Origin of the sequence: Microbacterium sp. 22195, from assembly GCF_052056515.1 — a bacterium.
Taxonomy (GTDB): domain Bacteria; phylum Actinomycetota; class Actinomycetes; order Actinomycetales; family Microbacteriaceae; genus Microbacterium.
Genome location: NZ_JBQEPE010000001.1, coordinates 1088239 through 1109661, shown reverse-complemented (window position 1 = coordinate 1109661; position 21423 = coordinate 1088239). Strand labels below are relative to the sequence as shown.

The 21423-nt window shown below is 71.1% G+C and carries 24 protein-coding genes; 16 read left to right on the top strand and 8 right to left on the bottom strand.

The features are described 5' to 3' along the window. Nucleotides 1–35 precede the first annotated feature (35 nt). From ACTJJ4_RS05430 to ACTJJ4_RS05405, 6 genes are all read left to right on the top strand, one after another. Nucleotides 36–779, top strand: coding sequence for an AzlC family ABC transporter permease (locus ACTJJ4_RS05430; RefSeq protein ID WP_440942341.1), 744 nt, complete (start codon nt 36–38; stop codon nt 777–779). Continuing rightward, on the top strand, nt 776–1090 hold the full coding sequence (locus tag ACTJJ4_RS05425; RefSeq protein WP_292701634.1) for an AzlD domain-containing protein: 315 nt from the start codon (nt 776–778) through the stop codon (nt 1088–1090). The genes ACTJJ4_RS05430 and ACTJJ4_RS05425 overlap by 4 nt, the downstream gene beginning before the upstream one ends. Nucleotides 1091–1132: 42 nt before the next feature. Continuing rightward, nucleotides 1133–1543 carry a histidinol dehydrogenase gene (locus ACTJJ4_RS05420; protein ID WP_292701637.1) on the top strand — a complete coding sequence of 137 codons (411 nt, stop codon included), beginning with the start codon at nt 1133–1135 and terminating at the stop codon, nt 1541–1543. A 9-nt stretch (nt 1544–1552) separates the two neighbouring features. After that, nucleotides 1553–1873, top strand: coding sequence for a ferredoxin (gene fdxA / locus ACTJJ4_RS05415; RefSeq protein WP_285633905.1), 321 nt, complete (start codon nt 1553–1555; stop codon nt 1871–1873). Beyond that, the gene (gene dapC, locus ACTJJ4_RS05410; RefSeq protein ID WP_440942340.1) at nt 1874–2986 is read left to right on the top strand and encodes a succinyldiaminopimelate transaminase; all 1113 of its coding nucleotides are present in this window, start codon (nt 1874–1876) and stop codon (nt 2984–2986) included. Between the two features lie 160 nt (nt 2987–3146). Then, nucleotides 3147–4436, top strand: coding sequence for a citrate synthase (locus ACTJJ4_RS05405; protein WP_440942339.1), 1290 nt, complete (start codon nt 3147–3149; stop codon nt 4434–4436). 81 nt (nt 4437–4517) lie between these two features. On the opposite strand, the gene ACTJJ4_RS05400 is transcribed toward ACTJJ4_RS05405, so the two are convergent. Next, the gene (locus ACTJJ4_RS05400) at nt 4518–5951 is read right to left on the bottom strand and encodes an MFS transporter (RefSeq protein WP_440942338.1); all 1434 of its coding nucleotides are present in this window, start codon (nt 5949–5951) and stop codon (nt 4518–4520) included. Nucleotides 5952–6094: 143 nt separating this feature from the next. On the opposite strand from ACTJJ4_RS05400, the gene ACTJJ4_RS05395 reads away from it, so the two are divergent. Continuing rightward, nucleotides 6095–6664 (top strand): TetR/AcrR family transcriptional regulator, encoded by a 570-nt coding sequence (locus tag ACTJJ4_RS05395; RefSeq protein WP_292701652.1) that lies wholly within the window; start codon nt 6095–6097, stop codon nt 6662–6664. A 200-nt stretch (nt 6665–6864) separates the two neighbouring features. Here ACTJJ4_RS05395 and ACTJJ4_RS05390 read toward each other — a convergent pair whose 3' ends face one another. Beyond that, nucleotides 6865–8421, bottom strand: a complete 1557-nt coding sequence (locus ACTJJ4_RS05390; protein WP_440942337.1) for a DEAD/DEAH box helicase — start codon at nt 8419–8421, stop codon at nt 6865–6867. Between the two features lie 287 nt (nt 8422–8708). Beyond that, nucleotides 8709–9662 carry a 2,3,4,5-tetrahydropyridine-2,6-dicarboxylate N-succinyltransferase gene (gene dapD, locus ACTJJ4_RS05385; RefSeq protein WP_440942336.1) on the bottom strand — a complete coding sequence of 318 codons (954 nt, stop codon included), beginning with the start codon at nt 9660–9662 and terminating at the stop codon, nt 8709–8711. A gap of 67 nt (nt 9663–9729) precedes the next feature. Here dapD and dapE point away from each other — a divergent pair, with 67 nt between their 5' ends. From dapE to ACTJJ4_RS05370, 3 genes are all read left to right on the top strand, one after another. Continuing rightward, complete coding sequence (gene dapE / locus ACTJJ4_RS05380; RefSeq protein ID WP_440942335.1) at nt 9730–10803, top strand: succinyl-diaminopimelate desuccinylase; 1074 nt, start codon at nt 9730–9732, stop codon at nt 10801–10803. Then, nucleotides 10785–11999, top strand: coding sequence for a hypothetical protein (locus ACTJJ4_RS05375; protein WP_440942334.1), 1215 nt, complete (start codon nt 10785–10787; stop codon nt 11997–11999). The genes dapE and ACTJJ4_RS05375 overlap by 19 nt, the downstream gene beginning before the upstream one ends. 114 nt (nt 12000–12113) lie before the next feature. Next, on the top strand, nt 12114–12287 hold the full coding sequence (locus ACTJJ4_RS05370) for a DUF3117 domain-containing protein (protein WP_286302741.1): 174 nt from the start codon (nt 12114–12116) through the stop codon (nt 12285–12287). A gap of 65 nt (nt 12288–12352) precedes the next feature. Here ACTJJ4_RS05370 and ACTJJ4_RS05365 read toward each other — a convergent pair whose 3' ends face one another. Beyond that, nucleotides 12353–12982 (bottom strand): O-methyltransferase, encoded by a 630-nt coding sequence (locus tag ACTJJ4_RS05365; protein WP_285633860.1) that lies wholly within the window; start codon nt 12980–12982, stop codon nt 12353–12355. Between the two features lie 86 nt (nt 12983–13068). Here ACTJJ4_RS05365 and ACTJJ4_RS05360 point away from each other — a divergent pair, with 86 nt between their 5' ends. Next, complete coding sequence (locus ACTJJ4_RS05360; protein ID WP_440942333.1) at nt 13069–13464, top strand: twin-arginine translocase TatA/TatE family subunit; 396 nt, start codon at nt 13069–13071, stop codon at nt 13462–13464. Nucleotides 13465–13527: 63 nt separating this feature from the next. On the opposite strand, the gene ACTJJ4_RS05355 is transcribed toward ACTJJ4_RS05360, so the two are convergent. From ACTJJ4_RS05355 to ACTJJ4_RS05345, 3 genes are read right to left on the bottom strand one after another with little or no spacing between them, the layout of a single operon-like run. Continuing rightward, nucleotides 13528–14667 carry an Mrp/NBP35 family ATP-binding protein gene (locus tag ACTJJ4_RS05355; RefSeq protein WP_440942332.1) on the bottom strand — a complete coding sequence of 380 codons (1140 nt, stop codon included), beginning with the start codon at nt 14665–14667 and terminating at the stop codon, nt 13528–13530. Continuing rightward, nucleotides 14664–15185, bottom strand: a complete 522-nt coding sequence (locus ACTJJ4_RS05350) for a DUF1003 domain-containing protein (protein ID WP_440942823.1) — start codon at nt 15183–15185, stop codon at nt 14664–14666. The genes ACTJJ4_RS05355 and ACTJJ4_RS05350 overlap by 4 nt, the downstream gene beginning before the upstream one ends. Next, nucleotides 15185–16447 (bottom strand): magnesium transporter, encoded by a 1263-nt coding sequence (locus ACTJJ4_RS05345; protein ID WP_440942331.1) that lies wholly within the window; start codon nt 16445–16447, stop codon nt 15185–15187. Before ACTJJ4_RS05345 ends, ACTJJ4_RS05350 begins: the two co-directional genes overlap by 1 nt. 77 nt (nt 16448–16524) lie before the next feature. Between ACTJJ4_RS05345 and ACTJJ4_RS05340 the strand changes: the two genes are divergently transcribed. From ACTJJ4_RS05340 to ACTJJ4_RS05325, 4 genes are all read left to right on the top strand, one after another. Beyond that, a complete protein-coding gene (locus tag ACTJJ4_RS05340) occupies nt 16525–17241 on the top strand; it encodes a general stress protein (protein ID WP_440942330.1) in 717 nt (238 codons plus the stop codon). Beyond that, complete coding sequence (locus ACTJJ4_RS05335; RefSeq protein WP_440942329.1) at nt 17238–17645, top strand: hypothetical protein; 408 nt, start codon at nt 17238–17240, stop codon at nt 17643–17645. The genes ACTJJ4_RS05340 and ACTJJ4_RS05335 overlap by 4 nt, the downstream gene beginning before the upstream one ends. Next, nucleotides 17642–18310, top strand: coding sequence for an alpha/beta hydrolase family protein (locus tag ACTJJ4_RS05330; RefSeq protein WP_440942328.1), 669 nt, complete (start codon nt 17642–17644; stop codon nt 18308–18310). The genes ACTJJ4_RS05335 and ACTJJ4_RS05330 overlap by 4 nt, the downstream gene beginning before the upstream one ends. Before the next feature lie 119 nt (nt 18311–18429). Then, complete coding sequence (locus ACTJJ4_RS05325) at nt 18430–18819, top strand: VOC family protein (protein WP_440942327.1); 390 nt, start codon at nt 18430–18432, stop codon at nt 18817–18819. On the opposite strand, the gene ACTJJ4_RS05320 is transcribed toward ACTJJ4_RS05325, so the two are convergent. Continuing rightward, nucleotides 18788–19459 carry a YdcF family protein gene (locus ACTJJ4_RS05320; RefSeq protein WP_440942326.1) on the bottom strand — a complete coding sequence of 224 codons (672 nt, stop codon included), beginning with the start codon at nt 19457–19459 and terminating at the stop codon, nt 18788–18790. The genes ACTJJ4_RS05325 and ACTJJ4_RS05320 overlap by 32 nt on opposite strands. A gap of 131 nt (nt 19460–19590) precedes the next feature. Between ACTJJ4_RS05320 and ACTJJ4_RS05315 the strand changes: the two genes are divergently transcribed. Next, the gene (locus tag ACTJJ4_RS05315; RefSeq protein WP_440942325.1) at nt 19591–21396 is read left to right on the top strand and encodes a LamG-like jellyroll fold domain-containing protein; all 1806 of its coding nucleotides are present in this window, start codon (nt 19591–19593) and stop codon (nt 21394–21396) included. Nucleotides 21397–21423: the final 27 nt, after the last annotated feature.

Here is a 21423-nt window from a genome sequence, read left to right as displayed (position 1 = left end):
TGACGGACATCGAGCGCTCGTTCAGAATGTTGGTCATGCGTTCGGCGAATCGAACAGAGGCGGATGTCGCCACCCGTGCCGCCCGGGAGGTGTGGCGCGAAGGCCTCGGCGTGGCCATTGCGACCAGCGCCTACGGCATCTCCTTCGGCGCTCTCGCGGTGGCATCCGGCCTCGACGTCTGGCAGACGTGCGTGCTGAGCCTGGTGATGTTCACGGGCGGCTCGCAGTTCGCGTTCATCGGAGTGCTGGGCGCCGGCGGGCTCGCGGCGCTGCCGTCGGCCATCGCATCCGCAGCACTGCTGGGGGTGCGCAACGTCGCCTACGGCATGCGGATGTCGTCCCTCATCGGCGACGGATTCTGGCGCCGCACCGCCGCAGCGCAGGTGACCATCGACGAGTCGACCGCGGTCGCGATCTCGCAGGAGTCCCCGGCGCTGGGGCGGCTGGGGTTCTGGATCACCGGGCTGGGCGTGTTCATCGGCTGGAACCTCACGACGCTGGCCGGCGCCCTGCTCGGCGACGTGCTCGGCGATCCGAAGTCGTGGGGGCTGGATGCCGCTGCGGCCGCGGCCTTCCTCGCCCTGCTCTGGCCGCGGCTGAAGCAGCGCCAGGCCATCGCCGTCGGCGTCGCCGCGGCGGTCGTCGCCGCCGCGCTCACGCCGGTGCTCATGCCGGGCATGCCGGTGCTCGTCGCGGCCGTGGTCGCGATCGTCGTCGGCTGGTTCAACTGGCTCGGGCGGGACGGCGATGCCGCGTCGGTGAAGGAGGCGGCGTCATGACCCTGTGGAACGCGGTGCTGCTCGCCGCCTGCATCTGCGTCGGTCTGAAGGCCGTCGGCTATCTCATCCCTGCGCGGCTGCTGGAGGCACCGCGGCCCGCGCGGATCTCCGATCTGCTCACCGTCGCGCTGCTGGGGGCGCTCGTGGCGGTGCAGTCGCTCGGAGCCGGCCAGGCGATCGTGGTGGATGCCCGGGTCCCGGCGGTGCTGGTGGCCGCAGGGCTGCTGTGGATGCGGCAGTCGTTCCTCGTCGTGGTGGTCGCGGCGGCGGCGGTCGCAGCGCTGCTCAGACTCGTCGGCTGGGCGGTCTGATCGCGGCGGCGCACCCACAGCATCCGCCGGTAATCTGAGGGAGTGCGCTCTGTGATCTCCCGTGGTCTGTCCTGGCTGGCCGCCCTCCTCATCGGCGGCGTGTACGGCGTGGCGGCCACGATCGCGCACAGCTACACGCTCGGACCGGTGCCGGTGGGGATGATCCTCGGCGCGATCGCGTGCGCGGCACTGCTGATCGCCCTGCGCACCCTGACCGGCGACCGCTGGGCGGCGCTGGCGGCGGGCTTCGGCATGATGGCGCTGATCCTGCTGATCTCGCAGCGCGGCCCGGGCGGATCCGTGGTCGTGCCGAACACGCCGCTCGGCAACATCTGGATGTACGTCGCGGCGGGGATCGTCGTGCTCGTGGTCATGTGGCCGGACCTCTCCAAGGTGCGCCGGCTGTCGGCATCCGCCGGGGCGGCGGGCGATCGGCACTCGCGCGCGTCGTAGACTGGTCACGTGACGTATGTGATCGCCCTTCCCTGCGTCGACGTCAAGGACCGCGCCTGCGTCGATGAGTGTCCCGTGGACTGCATCTACGAGGGTGAGCGGATGCTGTACATCCACCCCGACGAGTGCGTGGACTGCGGCGCCTGCGAGCCGGTGTGCCCGGTCGAGGCGATCTTCTACGAGGACGACCTTCCCGGGGAATGGGCCGACTACTACAAGGCCAACGTCGAGTTCTTCGACGAGCTGGGCTCCCCGGGCGGTGCTGCCAAGGTCGGCGTGCTGCCCTACGACCACGCCGTGGTCTCCGCGCTGCCCCCGCAGGGGGAGTGAGTGGGCGTCCGCGACCTCGCGAACTATCCCTGGGACGCGGTCGAGCCCTATCGGGAGCGCGCTGCGGCGCACCCTGACGGCATCGTCGACCTCTCCATCGGCTCGCCCGTCGACCCGACCCCCGAGGTGGTCCGCGCCGCGCTCGCCGAGGCCACCGACGCGCACGCGTACCCGCAGACCGTCGGCACACCGGCGCTTCGCGAGGCCATCGTCGACTGGTACGCGCGCCGCCGCGGTGTGCCGGACCTCGCCGTCGGGAACGTGATCCCCACGATCGGCTCGAAGGAGCTCGTGGCGCTGCTGCCCCTGCTGCTCGGACTCGGCGAGGGCGACATCGTGGTGCATCCGCGGGTCGCCTACCCGACCTACGCGGTCGGCGCGATCACCGCGGGCGCGACCCCGGTCGCCGTCGACGATCCCGCGGAGTGGCCCGAGGGCGCGAAGCTGATCTGGATCAACACGCCGGGGAATCCGGACGGACGGACCTGGGGCATCGACGAGCTCGCCGCAGCCGTGCGCCGCGCCCGCGAGCTGGGCGCCGTGCTCGCCAGTGACGAGTGCTACGCCGAGCTCGGCTGGGACGGCCCCTGGGCATCCGAGCCGATCCCCTCCGTGCTGGACCCACGCGTCACCGGGGGGACCCGCTCCGGTCTGCTCAGCGTCTACTCGCTGAGCAAGCAGTCCAACCTCGCCGGCTACCGCGCGGCCCTCGTGGCGGGATGCGCGCGCATCGTCGGCGATCTGCTGACCGCGCGCAAGCACCTCGGGCTCATGCCGCCTGCGCCGGTGCAGCACGCCATGGCTGTGGCGCTGCGCGACGACGAGCACGTCGCCGCGCAGAAGGAGCTCTACCGGCAGCGGCGCGAGCTGCTCGTGCCCGCCCTCACGGCGGCGGGCTTCCGCATCGACGGCTCCGAGGCGGGGCTGTACCTGTGGGTCACGGAGGGGCGCGACGCCTGGGAGTCGATGGGCCGCCTGGCCGATCTCGGCATCCTCGCGGGGCCAGGGCACTTCTACGGCGACCACTCCGCCGACCACGTCCGCATCTCGCTGACCGCGCCGCTCGATCGCGTCGCGCAGGCCGCACAGCGGCTCTCAGCATCCGCCCGGTGAGCCCGTTTGTCGGATTCCGGTGTGAAACCGCTCATATCTTGGTGGATGTCACAGTAGGCCGGAGGCGCGGCTAGGCTGTAAACGCGATGCGGCCGTTCACCCGGCAGGCGCTCTGCGCCACACATCGTCCACGACGACACAGACGCAGCAGGAGGTTGGCGTGAGCGCAGCTCAGCCGGACAAGGCGACTCTCTCGATCGGTGACACGACCGCGGAGTTCCCTCTGCTGCCATCTGTCAGCGGGGCGGGGAGCATCGACTTCTCCACGCTGACGCGCCAGACGGGATACACCGGTCTGGACTACGGATTCGTGAACACGGCCTCCACCAAGTCCGCGATCACCTTCATCGACGGAGACCAGGGCATCCTGCGCTACCGCGGTTACCCGATCGAGCAGCTGGCCGGACGCACGAGCTACCTCGAGGTGGCCTGGCTGCTCATCTACGGCGAACTGCCCACCGCGGACGAGCTCGCGGACTTCGACGAGAAGATCCGCCGTCACACGCTGCTGCACGAGGATCTCAAGCGCTTCTTCTCCGCGCTGCCGCACACCGCGCACCCGATGTCGGTGCTCTCCTCCGCGGTCGCCGCGCTGTCGACCTACTACGAGGGCCAGACCGACCCGCACGATCCCGAGCACGTCGAGCTGAACATGGTGCGCATGCTCGCCAAGCTGCCGGTCATCGCCGCGTACGCGCACAAGAAGAGCGTCGGCCAGGCGTTCCTCTACCCGGACAACTCGCTGAGCTTCGTCGACAACTTCCTCAAGCTCAACTTCGGCGTGCTCTCCGAGGAGTACGAGGTCAACCCGGTCATGTCGAAGGCGCTCGAGCTGCTGCTGATCCTGCACGAGGACCACGAGCAGAACGCCTCCACCTCCACCGTGCGCCTGGTCGGCTCGACCGGGGCGAACCAGTTCGCGTCCATCTCCGCCGGCATCCAGGCGCTCTCAGGGCCGCTGCACGGCGGCGCCAACGAGGCCGTCCTCACCATGCTCGGTCAGATCCGCGAGTCCGGTCAGAGCGTGCAGCGCTTCGTCGAGCGGGTGAAGAACAAGGAGGAGGGCGTCAAGCTGATGGGCTTCGGCCACCGGGTCTACAAGAACTACGACCCGCGCGCCAAGCTCGTCAAGGAGGCGGCCGACGAGGTGCTCGCCGAGCTCGGCGTGACCGACCCGCTCCTCGACCTGGCCAAGGAGCTCGAGGAGATCGCCCTCGCGGACGACTACTTCAAGGAGCGCCGCCTGTATCCGAACGTCGACTTCTACACCGGCGTGATCTACAAGGCCATGGGCTTCCCGACCCGGATGTTCACGGTGCTGTTCGCGATCGGCCGCCTGCCCGGCTGGCTGGCGCAGTGGCGCGAGCTGAACCTCGACCCGCAGACCAAGATCGGCCGTCCGCAGCAGCTGTACGTCGGCTCGCCGGAGCGCGCATACCCCGGCCACTGAGCGTGACACGCAGAACGGCCCCGGAATCCTGTGGAGGATCCCGGGGCCGTTCTCGTCCGCGCCGGCGAGCCGGCGGTGACGTCACGCCGCGTCGGCGAGCACCGGCTGCGGAGCCGTCGGGAGGAGGACCGGCACCTCGTCGCGACGACGGGTGACGGGGACGACGGCCACGATGACGGCTGCGAGCACCGCGACGGCAGCGATCGTGAGCCAGGCGGTGTCATAGCCGCTCTCGAACGGTCGTCCGCCGGCGTCGACGGAGCCGAAGACGATCGCGGTCATCAGCGCGGATCCGATCGCGGACCCGATCGAGCGCAGGTTCGCGTTCACGCCGGTGGCGATGCCGACACTGCTCGCGGGCACGCCTTCGACGATGATGCTCGCCATCGCGGCGTAGGCGGTTCCCACGCCGATGCCGAAGAGCCCGCCCGCGACAGCGAGCTGCCAGATCGCCGCGTGGAAGAGCACGGCCGCGACCACGGACGCCCCCATCACCAGCGCACCCGTCACGAGCTGCGTGCGCAGGGTGAGCACCCGGCTGAGCGCGCCGGTGGCGAAGCCCGCCAGCGACATGCCCGCCAGCAGCGGCACCAGCACGAGGCCGGCGGTCTGCGCGGTGAGGCCGAGCGCCCAGCCCGTGTCGGCGGGCACCTCGAGGAACAGCGGCAGGTATCCCCAGAATCCGAAGACCGCCACGCCGATCAGCACGCCGGCGGCGTTCACCGGCCAGATGCTGCGGTGCGCGAGCATCCGGATGTCGACCAGCGGCGTCGCGGAGCGCAGCTCCGAGACGACCCATGCCACGAGCAGCACGGCCGCGAGGGCGAACAGGCCGAGCGTGACGGGGCTGGTCCAGCCCCAGTGCGCACCCGAGGCGAGAGGAAGGAGCAGCGCGACCAGCCACCCCGACAGCAGCACCCCGGAGAGCGAGTTCAGCCGACCGCTGGCACGGGTGGCCGACCGCGGGATCCAGGCGACGGTGAGGAGGGCGCCGATCGCGGCCGCGATGAGCGCCACCTCGAACAGGCCGCGCCAGCCGATCGAGGCCGAGAGCGGGCCGGCCAGCACGCTGCCGGCGGCCCCGCCGATGCCGATCAGGGCGCTCACGGAGCCGATCGCTCCGGTCAGGCGCTCCGGCGGCATGAACTCCCGCAGCAGGGCGAAGGCGAGCGGGAAGACGGCTCCGCCGGCGCCCTGCAGGACGCGCCCGGCGATGAGGACGCCGATGTTCGGCGCGAAGGCGGCGACGAGGTCGCCGAGCATCACGAGGCCGAGGACGGCGAGGAGAGTGGCTCGTCGTCCGCGCAGGTCGCCCACGCGTCCGAGCAGGGGAGTGGCGACGGCCGCGGCGATCAGCCAGGCTGTCATGGTCCAGGTCGCGGCATCGGAGTCGATGCGCAGGTCGGCCTCGATCATCGGGATGACGGGGATGACGAGATTCTGGAGCAGCGCGATGGATGCGACGCTCACGGCGACGGCCGCGTAGGCGGGCCGGTGGTTCGAGCGGATGGTCATGGTCCTTCCGATCTTGCAGAGAGGAGAGGTAGAATCGGAGAGTGGCTCCGAACGGAGGAAGCCTCCGGTTAGAAGTTACCGGAGGAACCCTCCGGTTCGCAAGTGCATCGACAGACTTTTTCCGACATCCCCTGGAGGTCAGCGTGACGACGGTGGCACCGGCATCCGCTCTGGCGGAGCGCCGCCCGAAGCGGGCCGACGCCGCGCGCAACTTCGACGCCCTGGTGGCGGCCGGACGCGCGGCGTTCGCGGAGTCCGGCTCCGACGCGTCGCTGGAGGACATCGCGCGGCGTGCCGGGGTGGGCATCGGCACGCTGTACCGTAACTTCCCCACGCGCGACGACCTCATCGAGACCCTGTACCTCGGCGAGGTCGACGCGCTGGCCGCCTCGGCCCTGGAGGTCGCCTCGCTCGAGCCCTGGGACGCACTGCGCGCCTGGCTCGACCGCTTCGTCTCGTACGTCGGCACCAAGCACGCGCTCCTGGACGGCCTCAACCGCGAGTCGTCGGTGCTGACGCAGTGCCGCCACATCATGCTCTCGGCGGGGGAGCCGCTGCTCTCCCGTGCGCAGCAGGCCGGGGCGGTCGATCCCGACATCACCATCAGCGACGTCGTCAAGCTCGTCTCCGGCGTCGCGGCGGTGGCCTCCTACGACAGCCCCGCCCAGCGCGAGCGCGTGCTGAACCTCGCGATCAACGCCATCCGGGCCTGACGCCGCCCGCGTGGCATCTCGCGCACGCCGGCGTCCAGCGGAGAACGGAGACCATCCGGTCCTCTGCCGGCGTGCCGGGCGCCGACACGCCGATCCGCATCCGCTTCGTCCGGGCTCTCCGGCGACGGTGATGGCGGGCGGATGCTGAAGAGCGGTCCGCGGGATCAGACCCGCGGACCGCTCTTGGACGACTCAATGCGTCAGCGGCCCTGCGGGCGGCTGGCGCGACGCGACCCGGTGCGTGCGCGACCGGAGGCGTGCTGCTGGCCGTTCGCGGCCGGACGGGCGGCGCCGTGGCCGCCGCCTCCGTGCTGACCGGACGGTGCACCGGTCTGCGTGGTGTAGCGGGTCTGGCCGGCCTGGCCGTGGGAGCGCGTGCGGGAGTGCTCCGACCGTCCGGCAGCATCCTGCCGCTGGCCGCCGTTCTGCCGCTGACCGCCCTCGGCGCGCTGGGTGTTGTCCCCGCCGCGGCCGGAGCGGCGGCGTCCCGAGCGGCCGCCGGCGGGCCGCTGCTCGCCGGCGACCTGCGCCGGCTTCACCTTCGGCTTGCCCTGGGGCTGCTTCACGACCGGGACGTACTTCACCTTCGCGGCGCGCTCGCCGACGAGTTCCTCGACGATCGCCGGGGTCGCGTCCTCGAGGGGGACGGTGATCTGCGCCTTGCGCAGGATGTCCTTCACGTCGCGGCGCTGCTCCGGCAGCGTGAGCGTGACGACGGTGCCCGCGGCACCGGCACGCGCGGTGCGGCCGGAGCGGTGCAGGTACGCCTTGTGCTCCACGGGCGGGTCCACGTGCACGACCAGCTCGACGTCGTCCACGTGCACGCCGCGTGCGGCGACGTCGGTGGCGACCAGCACGCGCACGCCGCCGTCGGCGGGATCGGCGCTGAACGCTGCGAGGTTGCGCTCGCGGGCGTTCTGCCCGAGGTTGCCCTGCAGGTCCACGGCGGGGATGCCCGCGGTGGTCAGCTGCTTGGCCAGCTTCTTCGCGTGGTGCTTGGTGCGGGTGAACAGGATGCGGCGGCCCTCGCCGGATGCCAGGTCCTGCACCAGCTGCTTCTTGGCATCGGCATCCGCCGCGACGAGCACCCGGTGGGTCATCTCGCCGACCGGAACGCTCGCCTCGTCGACCTCGTGGCTGACGGGGTCGTGCAGGAAGCGCTTGGCGAGTGCATCGATGCCGCGGTCGAGCGTGGCGCTGAACAGCAGCCGCTGACCGTTCTTCGGCGTGGCGGCGAGGATGCGGGTGACGCCGGGCAGGAAGCCGAGGTCGGCCATGTGGTCGGCCTCGTCGAGCACGGCGACGTCCACCGAGTCCAGCGAGACGACTCCCTGCTTCATGAGGTCCTCGAGACGGCCGGGGCAGGCGACGACGATGTCGACGCCCGCGCGCATGGCCTGCTCCTGCGGACGCTGGCTGACGCCGCCGAACACGGTGGTGACGCGCATGCCGACGGCCTCGGCGAGAGGCTTGACGGTGGCTGCGATCTGCGTGGCCAGCTCGCGCGTGGGGGCCAGCACGAGGCCGCGGGGGTGCCCGGGGCGGCGCTGCGTGCCGGATGCCGACAGCCGCGTCACGAGGGGAAGCGCGAACGCGATGGTCTTGCCGCTGCCGGTGCGGCCGCGGCCGAGCACGTCGCGACCGGCCAGGGAGTCGGGGAGGGTGTCGCGCTGGATGGCGAACGGCTCGGTCTTGCCGTCGGCGGCGAGCACGTTCGCGAGGGCGGCGGGCACGCCGAGGTCGAGGAAGGAAGGCATGGGTGTCTCCATAAGGAAGGCGCAGGGATGCTGCGGAATGGGCGACGGCGCGGGTTCGCGCATCGGTTCGCCGCTCGAGATGTGACCGCGGACCGGATGCCGGGGCGGAAGTGTGTCGACGACGCAGACGTCTCGCTTGGCGAGAGGCGTCGGATCAACCCTAGCAGTCGCCGATGGCCGCGGCTGTGCATACGCCGACACCCCCGCCTGCCGTCGAGACCGCTGCCTGCGGACGTCTCCAGGCAGGGGTGTCGACGGTTACCGGGGGTGTCGACGGAGGGGCTGGGTCAGGCGTGCAGCGCCTCGTTCAGGGTGACGCCGGCGCCCGCGCGGCGGACGACCTCGACTGCGCCGCTCAGCGAGTTACGGCGGAACAGCAGTCCGTCCTCGCCGGAGAGCGCGGCGGCCTTCACGGTCTGCCGGCGGCCCTCGGCGGTCGGCGCCGCGTCCGCGAGCTCCACCTTGGTGCCGGCCGTGAGATAGAGCCCCGCCTCGACGATGCAGTCGTCGCCCAGCGAGATGCCGATGCCGGCGTTCGCGCCGAGCAGGGTGCGCGCGCCCACCGAGATGCGGTGCGTGCCGCCACCGGACAGCGTTCCCATGATCGAGGCGCCGCCGCCGATGTCGCTGCCGTCTCCGACGACCACGCCCTGCGAGATGCGTCCCTCGACCATCGAGGCGCCCAGGGTGCCGGCGTTGAAGTTGACGAAGCCCTCGTGCATCACGGTAGTCCCGGGGGAGAGGTGCGCGCCCAGGCGCACGCGCGAGGCGTCGGCGATGCGCACGCCCGCCGGCTGCACGTAGTCGGTCAGCCGCGGGAACTTGTCCAGTCCCTGCACCTGGATGCCATGGCGCTGCAGCAGCGGCCGCAGCCGCGCCGCGTCGGAGGGCAGCATGGGGCCCGCGTTGGTCCAGGCCACGGTGGGGAGGTGCGCGAAGATGCCCTCCAGGCTGACCTCGTTCGGCCGCACGAGCAGGTGCGACAGCGCGTGCAGACGCAGGTAGGCGTCAGGAGTGGACGCGACGGGCGCGTCCAGGTCGATGCTCAGCTGCACGAACTCGACCGTCACGCCGCGACGCTCGTCGGGTTCGGCGAAGGCGTCCCAAGTGAAGGCGGCCGCCGCGGCGTCCTCGGCATCCTGCTCGCCGAAGCCGAGTTCGGGGAACCATGCGTCCAGGACGGTGCCGTCGGAGGCGATCGTGCTGAGGCCCGTGCCCCAGACCGTGCGTGCTGTGCTCATCCTGCAACGCTAGCGCGACAGGTCATGCGGAGGCTGGGCATGTGACGCACGGTTTAGTGTGGGTGACATGGTGCTCGATCTGACCGCATCCTCTGCTGACATCACCCGCGTGATCTGCGACATCCCCAGCGTCTCCGGCGACGAGGCCCGCCTCGCCGACGAGATCGAGCAGACCATGCGAGCCTTCCCGCACCTGGAGGTGACTCGGCACGGCAACACGATCGTGGCGCGCACCGACCTGGGCCGCGCGCAGCGCGTCGTGATCGCGGGCCACATCGACACGGTCCCCATCAACGGCAACGTGCCCACGCGCGACGTCGAGATCGACGGGGTCCGGCATCTGTGGGGCCGCGGCACGGTCGACATGAAGGCCGGCGTGGCGGTGCAGCTCAAGCTGGCCGCCGAGCTCACCGAGCCCGCGGTCGACATCACCTGGATGTGGTACGACAACGAAGAGGTCCAGGAGTCGCTCAACGGCCTGTTCCTGCTGGCATCCGATCGTCCCGACCTGTTCCAGGCCGACTTCGCGATCCTCGGCGAGCCGTCCGTCGGACGCATCGAGGGCGGATGCAACGGCACGATGCGCGCCGTGATCCGCACCCGCGGCGTGCGGGCGCACAGCGCGCGCTCCTGGGTCGGCGAGAACGCCATCCACGGCGCCGCCCCGATCCTCACGCGTCTGGCCGAGTACCGTGCCCGCGAGATCATGGTCGAGGGGCTCGGCTACCGCGAGGGTCTGAACGCGGTCAGCATCCGCGGCGGGGTCGCGGGCAACGTCATCCCCGACCTGTGCGAGGTCGAGGTCAACTACCGGTTCGCGCCGAGCAAGAGCGTGGCGGATGCCGAGGCGCACATCCGCGCAGCCTTCGACGGCTTCGAGGTGGAGATCACGGATGCCGCGGCCGGCGCCCGGCCCGGCCTCGACGCGCCCATCGCGCAGCGCTTCCTGGCCGCCGTCGGCGGCGAGGCGCATGCGAAGTACGGCTGGACCGATGTGGCGCGCTTCTCCGCGCTGGGCGTCCCTGCCGTGAACTACGGCCCCGGCGACCCGCATCTCGCCCACCACGACGAGGAGCGGGTGCCGCTCCCGCAGATCGAGGCGGTCGAACGCGGGCTGCGGGCGTGGCTGACGGCATCCTGAGCTCCGCGCTGCGGCGCTGGGCGCGGGTGCCGGTGATCGGTCGCATCGCGCTCGTCTATCTGATCGCCCGACTCGTCACGACCGGGTTCCTCGTCCTGGCGTCCACGGTGTCGACGTCGCAGTCGCGCTTCGGACCGGCGCCCGGCCTGCGCTCGTTCGTGCTGGGCTGGGACGCGCAGTGGTACTGGTGGGTGGCCGTCAACGGCTACCCACAGGCTCTGCCCTCCACCGCCACCGGGCAGGTCGCCGAGAACTCCTGGGCGTTCATGCCCGTGTACGCATACGTCGCGAACGCGGTCGGATTCGGGGACTGGGGTCTCGGCGCCCTGCTCGTGTCCCTCGTCTCGGGGCTCCTCGCGTGCATCGTGCTGCACCGTCTGCTGCGCCCGCGCATCGGAGCCTCGGCGGCGATGTGGGCGGTCGCGTTCTTCGCCAGCGGACCCCTCGCCGCGCTGTTCCAGGTGGGATACGCCGAGGCGCTTTTCACCCTGCTGCTGCTGCTCGGGCTCGACCTCGTCGCGCGGCGGAGGTACGCCTGGCTGTACCTGGTGCTCCCGGTGATGGGGTTCACGCGTCCGGGCATCCTGGCGTTCGCGCTGTTCCTCGGCCTGCACGGCATCCTGCGCTGGCTGCGCCGCGATCGCGAACCCCTTCCGGTGCGGCACATCGTCCACATCGTGGCGCTCGGACTGCTCTCCGTGGTGGTCGGCTTCGCCTGGCAGGTGATCGCGGGCGTCGTCACGGGCGACCCGTCCGCCTATCTGAAGACCGAGCTGGCTTGGCGGCGCAATTGGCTTCCCGAGTCGGACGACAGCTTCTTCCCCTTCGAGGGGTTCGTCCGCGGTGCGGAGTTCTGGGCGGGGCAGCTCGGCATCCCCGCCGGCGGCGGGGTGATCGTGCTCGTCGCGCTGGTCGTGGCGGTGGCGGCGCTGCTGCTCCGCTCCCGCTCGGTGCGCAGGCTCGGCCCGGAGATCCGCCTGTGGAGCGCGAGCTACCTGCTCTACCTGCTCGCGGTGTTCTTCCCGCAGTCCAGCACGCTGCGGCTGCTCATGCCGCTGACCCCGCTGTGGGGTGCGCTGGCGGTGCCGCGCTCGCGCATCTACCGGTGGGGGATGCTCGGGCTGTGCCTGCTGGCGCAGTGGCTGTGGATCGTGTCGATGTACGGGATCGCCAGCACGTACTACCAGGTTCCATAGCGGGGTCAGAGCGGGCGCACAGGCCGTCTGACCGGCGATTGTGTCGGGCTGACATGCCCAGGCCGGATGCTGACGATAAACTTGACGCATACCACCGAGGGAAAGGGAGCCACGATGGCAGCGATGAAGCCGAGGACCGGCGACGGACCGATGGAGGCCGTGAAGGAGGGGCGTCTCATCATCGTGCGCGTTCCGCTCGAAGGAGGCGGACGTCTGGTCGTCTCCGTCAATGATGCCGAGGCGAAGGAGCTTCACGACGTGCTGGGCGCCGTCGTGACTGCGGCCTGATCGGCGAGAACGCGAGAGGGGCGATGGGTTTCCACCCATCGCCCCTCTTCTCGTCTTCGGAGTCCTCAGGCGATGCGCGAAAGCTGCAGCAGACCCTCGCCGGTCGTGGAGAGGGCTGCGAGCACGGCGGGGGACTCCTGAGTCTCCTGCACCAGCGAGCGATACGCCGAGGTGACCTCATCGCGCTGCACGGGGTCGGCGACCTTGCCACCGGCCAGCACGCGCGGGACCAGCACCAGGCCGCCCGGGCGCACCAGGCGCAGTCCGTGCTCGACGTACTCGATCACGTTCTCGGGGTCGGCGTCGATGAGGACGATGTCGTAGGAGCCCTCGTTCATGCGCGGCAGCACATCCGCCGCACGGCCGGTGATGAAACGCGCCTTGGCGGGCGGGATCTTCGCCTCGGCGAACGCCTGACGGGCGGCGGCGAGGTGCTCGGGCTCGTTGTCGATCGTGGTGAGGACGGCCTGGGGCGCGCCGCGCAGCAGCCACAGTCCTGACACGCCTGCGCCGGTGCCGATCTCGACGATCGATCGTGCGGCGACGGATGCTGCCAGCACGGCGTACTGGGCCCCGATCCCGGGGCTGATGGGGGCGGCGCCCAGCTCGAGCGCGTGGGTGCGTGCGCGGGAGATGGGCGCGGGCTCCACGATCGTCTCGCGGGCGAATCGGGCGTTCGCGTCGTGCTCGCTCATGGCAATTCTCCTGAAACTTCGGTCACCGACCAGCGTAGGCGTCTCGGGTGCATCCGGAGGGGAGGCGCGGCGGGTAGCCTGGTGGGATGAACTGGGGCCTGGACATGGACAAGCTGCTGCTGATCGGCATTGTCGCTGTGCTCATCATCGGTCCCGAGCGTCTACCGAAGGCCGCGGAGGCGCTGCGGAGGTTCGCCCGTCAGGCGGCCGCGTACCTGCGCGACACCAAGGACAAGATGAAGGACGAGCTCGGCGAGGACATCGACGACGTCGACTGGCGCAAGCTCGATCCCCGGCAGTACGACCCTCGTCGCATCATCCGCGACGCCCTCTTCGAGGAGCCCGCCTTCGACAGCGCGCCCGCGACCTCGTCCAACCCGTTCACGACCGACCCGGTCGCGGCGGCTCCCGAGCGCGCTCCGATGACCCGTCAGGTGTTCAGCCGCATGAGCCCGCCGCCGTTCGACGTCGAGGCGACCTGAGGCACCGGGGACCTGACCCCGCTACCTGATCCGCGGCTTCCGCCCGGACGGGTGAGGGATCGCTCAGCTCAGCCGCATCGGCAGGGAGCGGCCCGCCAGCCCGCGTCCGCGGTGCGCGATGGTGCGCGCCAGCGCGATGACGGCGGCTGCCGCGGCGTCATCGGGCTGCGCCAGCACCACCGGCATCCCGGCGTCTCCGCCCTGTCGCAGCGCGGGGGAGAGCGGGATGGATGCCAGCAGCGGCACGTCCTCGGCGACCGAGCCGTGGTCGCCGGGCTCGCTGAGCGCCTGGGCGACCTCGGCGCCCCCACCCGAGCCGAACAGATCGATCACGGTGCCGTCGGGCAGCGCGTACGGCGCCATGTTCTCCACCACGCCGATCACGCGCTGACCCGTGCGGCGAGCGACCAGCCCGCTGCGGATCGCCACCTCGGCGGCGGCCGCCTGCGGGGTGGTCACCACGAGCACCTCCGCATGAGGCAGGATCTGCCCGATCGAGATGGCGATGTCGCCGGTGCCGGGGGGCATGTCGATCAGCAGCACGTCCAGGTCGCCGAAGAACACGTCGGTGAGGAACTGCTGCACGGTGCGATGCAGCATCGGGCCGCGCCACGCGACGACGGACTCGCCTTCGCGCAGGAACATGCCGATGGAGACGGCCTTCACGTCGTGCGCGACCGGTGGCAGCATCAGGTCGTCGATGCGCGTGGGCTGGGTGCCGGGTGCGATCCCGAGCAGCCCGGGGATCGAGAAGCCGTGCACATCGGCATCCACGAGGCCGACCCGCAGGCCCTGCTGCGCCAGAGCGACCGCGAGGTTCGCCGTGACGGTGGACTTCCCGACACCGCCCTTGCCGCTGGTCACGAGGATCACGCGGGTGAGCGAGTCGGGACCGAACGGCATCTGCCGGGCAGGGCGACCCGCCCGCAGCCGCTCGGTGAGCGCGCGCCGCTCGTCCGGCGTCATCACGCCGACGTCGACGGTCACGTCGGCGATTCCGGCGACGGATGCCGCAGCATCCCGCACATCCTGCTCGATCCGCCGCGCCGCGGGGCATCCGACGATCGTGAGCACGATCGACACGGTCGCCGCGTCGCCGTCGACGGCGACGTCCCGCACCATGTCCAGGTCGCCGATCGGGCGGCGCAGCTCGGGGTCGGTGACCGCCGAGACCGCCGCCCGCACCTGCTCGGACAGCGTCACGGCGCGCTCTCGGCTGTGGTGTCCTTCGCGGCGTCCCTGTCGAGTTCGGCCAGCAGCGACTTCAGCTCCTGGCGCAGCACGTCCCGGGTGACGATCTGCGAGTTGCGCTCCTCGAGGGCCAGCCGCAGCGCGACGATCTCTCGCGCGAGGTACTCGGTGTCGGCGAGGTTGCGCTCGGCCCGCTGCCTGTCCTGCTCGATCTGCACGCGGTCGCGGTCGTCCTGACGGTTCTGCGCGAGCAGGATGAGGGGAGCGGCGTACGACGCCTGCAGCGACAGCATGAGGGTCAGCGCGGTGAAGCCGAGCGCGGCGTCGTCGAACCGCAGCGGCTCCGGCATGGCGGTGTTCCAGATGATCCACGCGGCGCAGAACAGCGTGAGGATGACCAGGAAGGCCGGGGTGCCCATGGCGCGGGCGACCCACTCGGTGAAACGGCCGAAGCGGTCGCGGGAGGGCGCGGAGGGACGCACGGCGCCGGCGCGGCCCCGGGGCGTGTCGAGGCTGGAGCTGCGGGCCATCATCGCGTGCCGCTCGCTTCCGGCTCGTCCTCGTCGTGCGTTCGCCAGTCGTTCGGCAGCAGGTAGTCGAGCACGTCGTCGACGCTGATCGCGCCGACCAGGCGGTGCGCTGAGTCGATGACGGGCAGTGAGACCAGGTCGTAGCTGGCCAGCATGCGAGCGACCTCGGTGGCGGATGCCGTGACCGAGACCGGCTCGATGTTGTCGTCCAGGATGGCGCCGAGGCGCTCGTGCGGGGGATAGCGCAGCATCCGCTGGAAATGCACCACGCCGAGCAGACGGCCGGTCGGTGTCTCGAACGGCGGCAGCGTGACGAACACAGCGGCGGCGAGGGCCGGGTGCAGCTCATGCCGGCGGATCAACGCGAGGGCCTCGGCGACCGTCGCGTCGGCGGAGAGGATGATCGGCTCGGTGGTCATCAGACCGCCGGCGGTGTCGGGGCCGTAGCGCAGCAGGGTGCGCACGTCCTCGGCCTCCTCCGGCTCCATCAGCGCGAGCAGCTGCTCCAGGCGCTCGGGAGGCAGCTGGGCGAGCAGGTCGGCGGCGTCGTCGGGCTCCATCTCGTCGAGCACGTCGGCCGCGCGCTCATCGCCCAGGCGGTCGAGGATGCCCACCTGCTCGTCCTCGGGCATCTCCTCGAGGGCGTCGGCGAGGCGTTCGTCTGGGAGCTCCTCGGCGACCTCGATCATGCGCTGCTCGGGCAGGTCGAGCAGCGTCGTGGCGAGGTCGGCGGCGTGCAGCTCGGAGTACGTGGCGACCAGCTGCTCGGCGGACTGCGCCTCGCCTGGCTGCTGCTGCTCGGTGACCTCGTTCCAGGTGGCGAACGTGGTGGGGCCCTTCGCGAACGGCGACGCGCTGGTCTTCGGCTTGCGCAGGAACAGCTGCGTGATGGCCCACTCGCCGTGCCGGTCCTGCTCGATCGCGGCGTCCTCGATCACGGCGGTGCCGCTGCCGTCCGCGAGGCTGACGCGCCGGCCGAGGTACTCGGCGAGCACGCGCACCTCACCGGGACGCGGCTGGAAGCGGCGCACGTTGATGAGTCCGGTGCTGATCACCTGTCCGGCGCGGATGGACGTGACGCGCCCGATGGAGAGGAACACATGACGGCGCCCGGGGATCTCGACGACCAGTCCGATCACGCGCGGAGCAGCCGTTTTTCGGTACACGATGACGACGTCCCGGACCTTGCCGAGCCGGTCGCCCACGGGATCGAAGACGGCGCAGCCTGCCAGGCGCGCGGCGAAAACCCGTTGTGTGCTCACGGGTTCCAGCGTAGTCGGCGCATCGCCGGGAGCGCCGTCGGATGACCTCTCACCGGGCGGTCTGGGACAATGGGACGATGAGCATGATGAATCGGCCCGGGAACGGTACCGACCTCGGCGAGATGGTCGCGTCGTCACGTGACTACGAGGTCGCGCAGAAGACGGTCTCGAAGCTGATCGCAGGCGAGGTGCCCGCCCGCGACATCGCGATCGTCGGGCAGGGGGTGCGCACCGTCGAGCGGGTGACCGGCAGGCTCGGCTATGCGGCTGCGGCCCGCTCGGGCGCGATCAACGGTGTGCTGATCGGTCTCGTGCTCTCGGCGGTCATGCTGTTCGGCAACTCGAATGCCCCGGTCTCGCTCTTCCTCGGTTTCATCCTGATCGGTGTCGCGCTGGGCATGGTGATGAGCCTGGTGACCTATTCGATCGTCCGCCGTCGCCGGGACTTCGCGAGCATGACGCAGATGCTCGCCGACCACTACGAGGTGCGCGTGCAGGCGGCGTCGCTGGCGAAGGCGCGTCAGGTGCTGGGTTCGGAGCGCCAGGAGACGCCGCGACCGACCGTCGATCTGAGCAAGCCGCCGCAGTTCGGCGAGCGGCTGCCGGTGCCGGGCGCGGATGCCGCCCCGCAGGCGCCCGCCTATCCGCCGGCGCCTCCGGCTCCCGCGGCGCCTCCGGCTCCCGCGGCGCCTCCGGCTCCCGCGGCGCCTCCAGCAGACGCCGCGGACACCGCCGGGCACGCGTCGCCGGATGCGGGCGACGGCGCCGACGGCGAGTCGTCCGAGCCGCGATGACCTCCGGGCGGGAGGCGACCGGCGTCTCCGCATGGGCGCTGGGACTGCTGATCCTGCTCCCGGTGCCGATGCTGGGATCCCTGGCATCCGGCGGTGCGATGGTGGCCGCGTACGGCACGCTGTCCCGGCAGGGGCCGCTGGCCAAGGCGAACGCGGCAGCGGCGCGGCGGTGGGGCGCGATCTTTCTCGTGGTGTCCACCGGGCTGCTGCTCCTGCAGCTCGTGCTCGGTCTGATCCGGCTCGCAGCGCACACGAATGAGGCATCCGGATTCTTCCCTCAGGGCATCCCGATCACCCTGTACGCGGTGGTCTGCGTGGTGCATCTGGTGGTGGTGATCGCCGGCACGCTGCGCGCGCGCCGCGGTGAGGTCGTGCGTCTGCCGTTCACGCGGGACGCGGCATGAGCCTGTCGGTCGAGCTGCCCTCCGGAGAGGTGCGGGTGAGCACCGCCTGGGAGAGGCCGGCGGGGCCGTCACGCGGGGTCGTCGCGATCGCGCACGGTGCGGGCGCACGGATGGAGCACCCGTTCCTGGTCGGCTTCGCCGCCGCGCTGCGCGATGCGGGGTTCACGACGGTGCGATTCAACTTCCCCTACTCGGAGGCGGGCAGGCGGATGCCCGGCCCGGCGCCCCACGCGATCCTGACCTGGCGTGCGATGGTCGCCGCCGCGCGCGCCGAGGCGCCGGGCGAGCCCGTCTTCGCGTGCGGCAAGTCCTACGGCGGCAGGATGGCCTCGATGGCGGTCGCAGAGGGGCTGGAGGTCGACGGGCTCGTGTACGTCGGCTACCCCCTGCATCCGCCCGGCATGCCGGAGAAGCCGCGGGTGGAGCACCTGCCCGATGTGCGCCCTCCGCAGCTGTTCGTGGAGGGGACGAACGATCCGTTCGTGCAGCCGCTGTCGCAGCTGGAGCAGGCGGTGGCGTCATGCCAGGACGCCCGGATCGCCTGGTTCGAGGGCGGCGGTCACTCCTTCGAGGTGAAGGGGCGCAAGCGCCCGGCCGACGAGGTCGGGGCATCGATCGCGCCGGCGGTCGTCGAATTCCTCACCGGGGTTCTGGCGGCCGATTGAGCGCGCGGCGGCCCGGCCGGCGGCGCTGGCCGATCCCGTCCGCCGTGACACGATGAGAGCATGACGGATCGCATCGCCCTCATCTCCGACGTGCACGTGCACCGCGGGAGGCAGTGATCGTGGCGGGATTCCATCACGTCGAGCTGTGGGTCGCGGACGCATCCGGGTTCGGGTCCTGGGCCTGGCTTCTGGACCGGCTCGGCTTCACCCTCGCCCAGGAGTGGGCGGACGGGCGGTCCTGGGCCGCAGGGGAGGGCTACCTCACGCTCACCACCTCGCCGAACCTGACGGCGTCTGAGCACGACCGGCGCCGGCCCGGGCTGAACCATCTGGCGTTCCACGGCGGCGATCGCGACGCGGTGGACGCGCTGATGCGCGCGGCCGCCGGGAACGGGTGGACGCCGCTCTACGCGGAGAGGTACCCGCATGCCGGCGGTCCAGGTCATTACGCCGGCTGGCTCGAGAACGAGGACGGGTTCAAGGTCGAGGTGGTCGCACAGCCTGCGTGATGCCCCGCGCGCTTCGACGCCACAGGGCGGTGCGCCTGGCGTATGTCGCGCGGAGCGCTCCGAGGATCTTCAGCACGGGGGCCTCGCCGAGACGGTGCTCGGCACCGCGGACGAGCCGGACCGCGAGATCGGGGCGCTCGTGCCACAGGATCTCCCTTCCCATCTCGGCGTGCGGGGCGTTGGAGACGATGGCGATCGTGTCGGCACCCTCGATGAGCGGGATCGCGTGCGCGATGTTCTCGCGCGTGGAGCGGCTGGTCGTGTCCAGCGCAGTCGGGCCGGCATAGCCGAGCCGCTCACGAGCGTAGCGCTGCATGATCACGGCCTCGGACGTGCTGCTGTGCACGGGGCCACCGCAGAGCACGAGCAGGTTGTCAGCGGTCGGGTCGAGGGATCGGATCCCCGTGCGCACCCGGAAACGGTTGACGAGGTTGGCGCTCTCGCCGGTGTTGCCGTAACCCAGCACGACGACGGCGTGGCTCCGCCGCGCAGAGGACGAGGCATCCGCCGTCCCGCGGGCACCACTGCCCAGCCAGCGCTCGCTCGCTCGCCGATCCACGGCCTCCGCCCACAGCCAGAGCGCGACCAGTCCCGCTGCGGCTGTCGTCACTGCGGGCGGGATGCGTCGGCGGGTCGGCACGCTGCAACGATAACCCGGGCGCCGAGACGCCGGGGGCGACCCGGATGAGGACATGCCGCGTTCCACAGGCATTCACCATCGCGTGAGCAGCCGTTGCCCGGCCGGTCCGGAGGGGACGGGAGGGTGTCGGAATGGCTTCGACACCCTCCCGACGAACTGTCCTCCTCGGCGCGCTGGCAGGTGCGGGCGCGAGCGCTCTCGCCGCGACCGCCCCCGCGAACGCCATGACGGCAGCGAATCCCGCGGCTGCTGCGACTCCCGCCGCCTCAGGCGCACCTGGCGGGGCCGTGAGCGGTGTCCGGACCTTCACACTCGCCATCATCCCCGACACCCAGTACCTCTTCGACGGCGAGGCATTGCACCCCGAGCCCCTCGAGGCGACCGTGAACTGGCTGTCGCGCATCGAGGACCTCGCCTTCGTCGCACACCTCGGTGACGTCACCCAGAACGGCCTGGCGCCGGAGTTCGCGGCCGCGGTCGGGCCGTTCAGGCGACTGGCGTCCCGGAAGATCCCGTTCTCCGTACTGGCGGGAAACCATGACGTCGACTCCAACACGAACGATCTTCGCGGACCGACACCGTTCCTCTCCACCTTCCGCGATCTCGCGGCTCGCAACCGGGTCGCCCGCGATCAAGGCGGCTACAACACCGCGTACTCCTTCACCGCGTGCGGGCAGGAGTTCCTCCTGCTCGCACTGGATTGGAGGGTCTCGGAACAGGGGCTCGCCTGGGCGGAGGCAGTGCTGGATGCCCGACCGAACGTCCCGACCGTCGTGACCGTGCACGATGCAGTGAACGCCGACGGATCCACGGCGGTCCTGTCCGACCACGGCCGGCGCATCTGGGACAGGCTCATCGACGATCACCCGCAGGTCTTCCTCTCGATCAACGGCCACTTCTGGCCGGCCGGCCGGATGAGCCGACCCAACGCCGCCGGCCAGCCGGTCGAGCTCCACCTCGCCAACTACCAGCAGACCTACTTCGGCGGCGCTGCCGCGGTACGGCTCTACCGGTTCGATCTGGATCGAGGCGTCGTCGACGTGTCCACCGAGGTGCCGTTCGCCGAGCACGGGGACCTCAACCAGCTCGAGCGGGAGGAGCTGCAGGTCACGGGTGTCGCCGACCGGTTCTCGTTTCCGGTCCCGGCGTCCCTGCGTACGAGGCCGACGCGCCCCGCCCGGCCCGCGACGGCGCTCCTCATCTCCGGGACCGAGGCCTATTGGAGGTTCGACGGGTCAGGTCCGCTGACCAGGGGCGCGAGGATCGATGATCAGTCCGGTCGTGGCAACCACCTTGAGGTCGTCGGCGACGGCAGCGCCACCCTGAGCCGGGTCGCGGAACGGCATCCCTTGCAGCCGGCAGGTTCGTCGTTGAGGTTCGCTGGATCGGGGAAGACCGGCGGATACCTGCTGAGCATCGACGGTGCGCCCCTGAACACTGCCGATCTGGATCGCGGCTACACCTTCGAGACCTTCTTCAAGCTCCCTGAGCCGTTCACCGACGCTTCCGCGTGGAGCGCGCTGCTCTCGCGCTGGGGATCGGCAGGATCGGCGGGACGCACCGGGGGCGAACAGGACGAGCCCGTGGCCACGCTGTCGATCTCCGGTGGCCGCGAGCTGCAGTGGTGCGTGTACCCGACCGATCTGAACGGCTCGGTGACCAACTGGGGCCACGAACTGCGTGCCGACCGCTGGTGGCATGTGGCCGTGGTCAACGACAGTCGGCACACCACGATGTACATCGACGGATGCCCGGTGGTCCGCAACCCGTCGACCGTCAACCGCGGCCTCCTCGGGAGCCGGGTCGGAGCGGGGATGAAATGGGCGCTCGGCGCCTACTCCTGGAACAGTGCGCTCGACAAGACGTGGATCGGCACGATCGGCGACACTCGCATCGTCTCCCGGCCGCTGCGGGTGCGTGAGTTCATGATCAGCTGACGGGCGGTGCGGGCGGCACGACCGTCG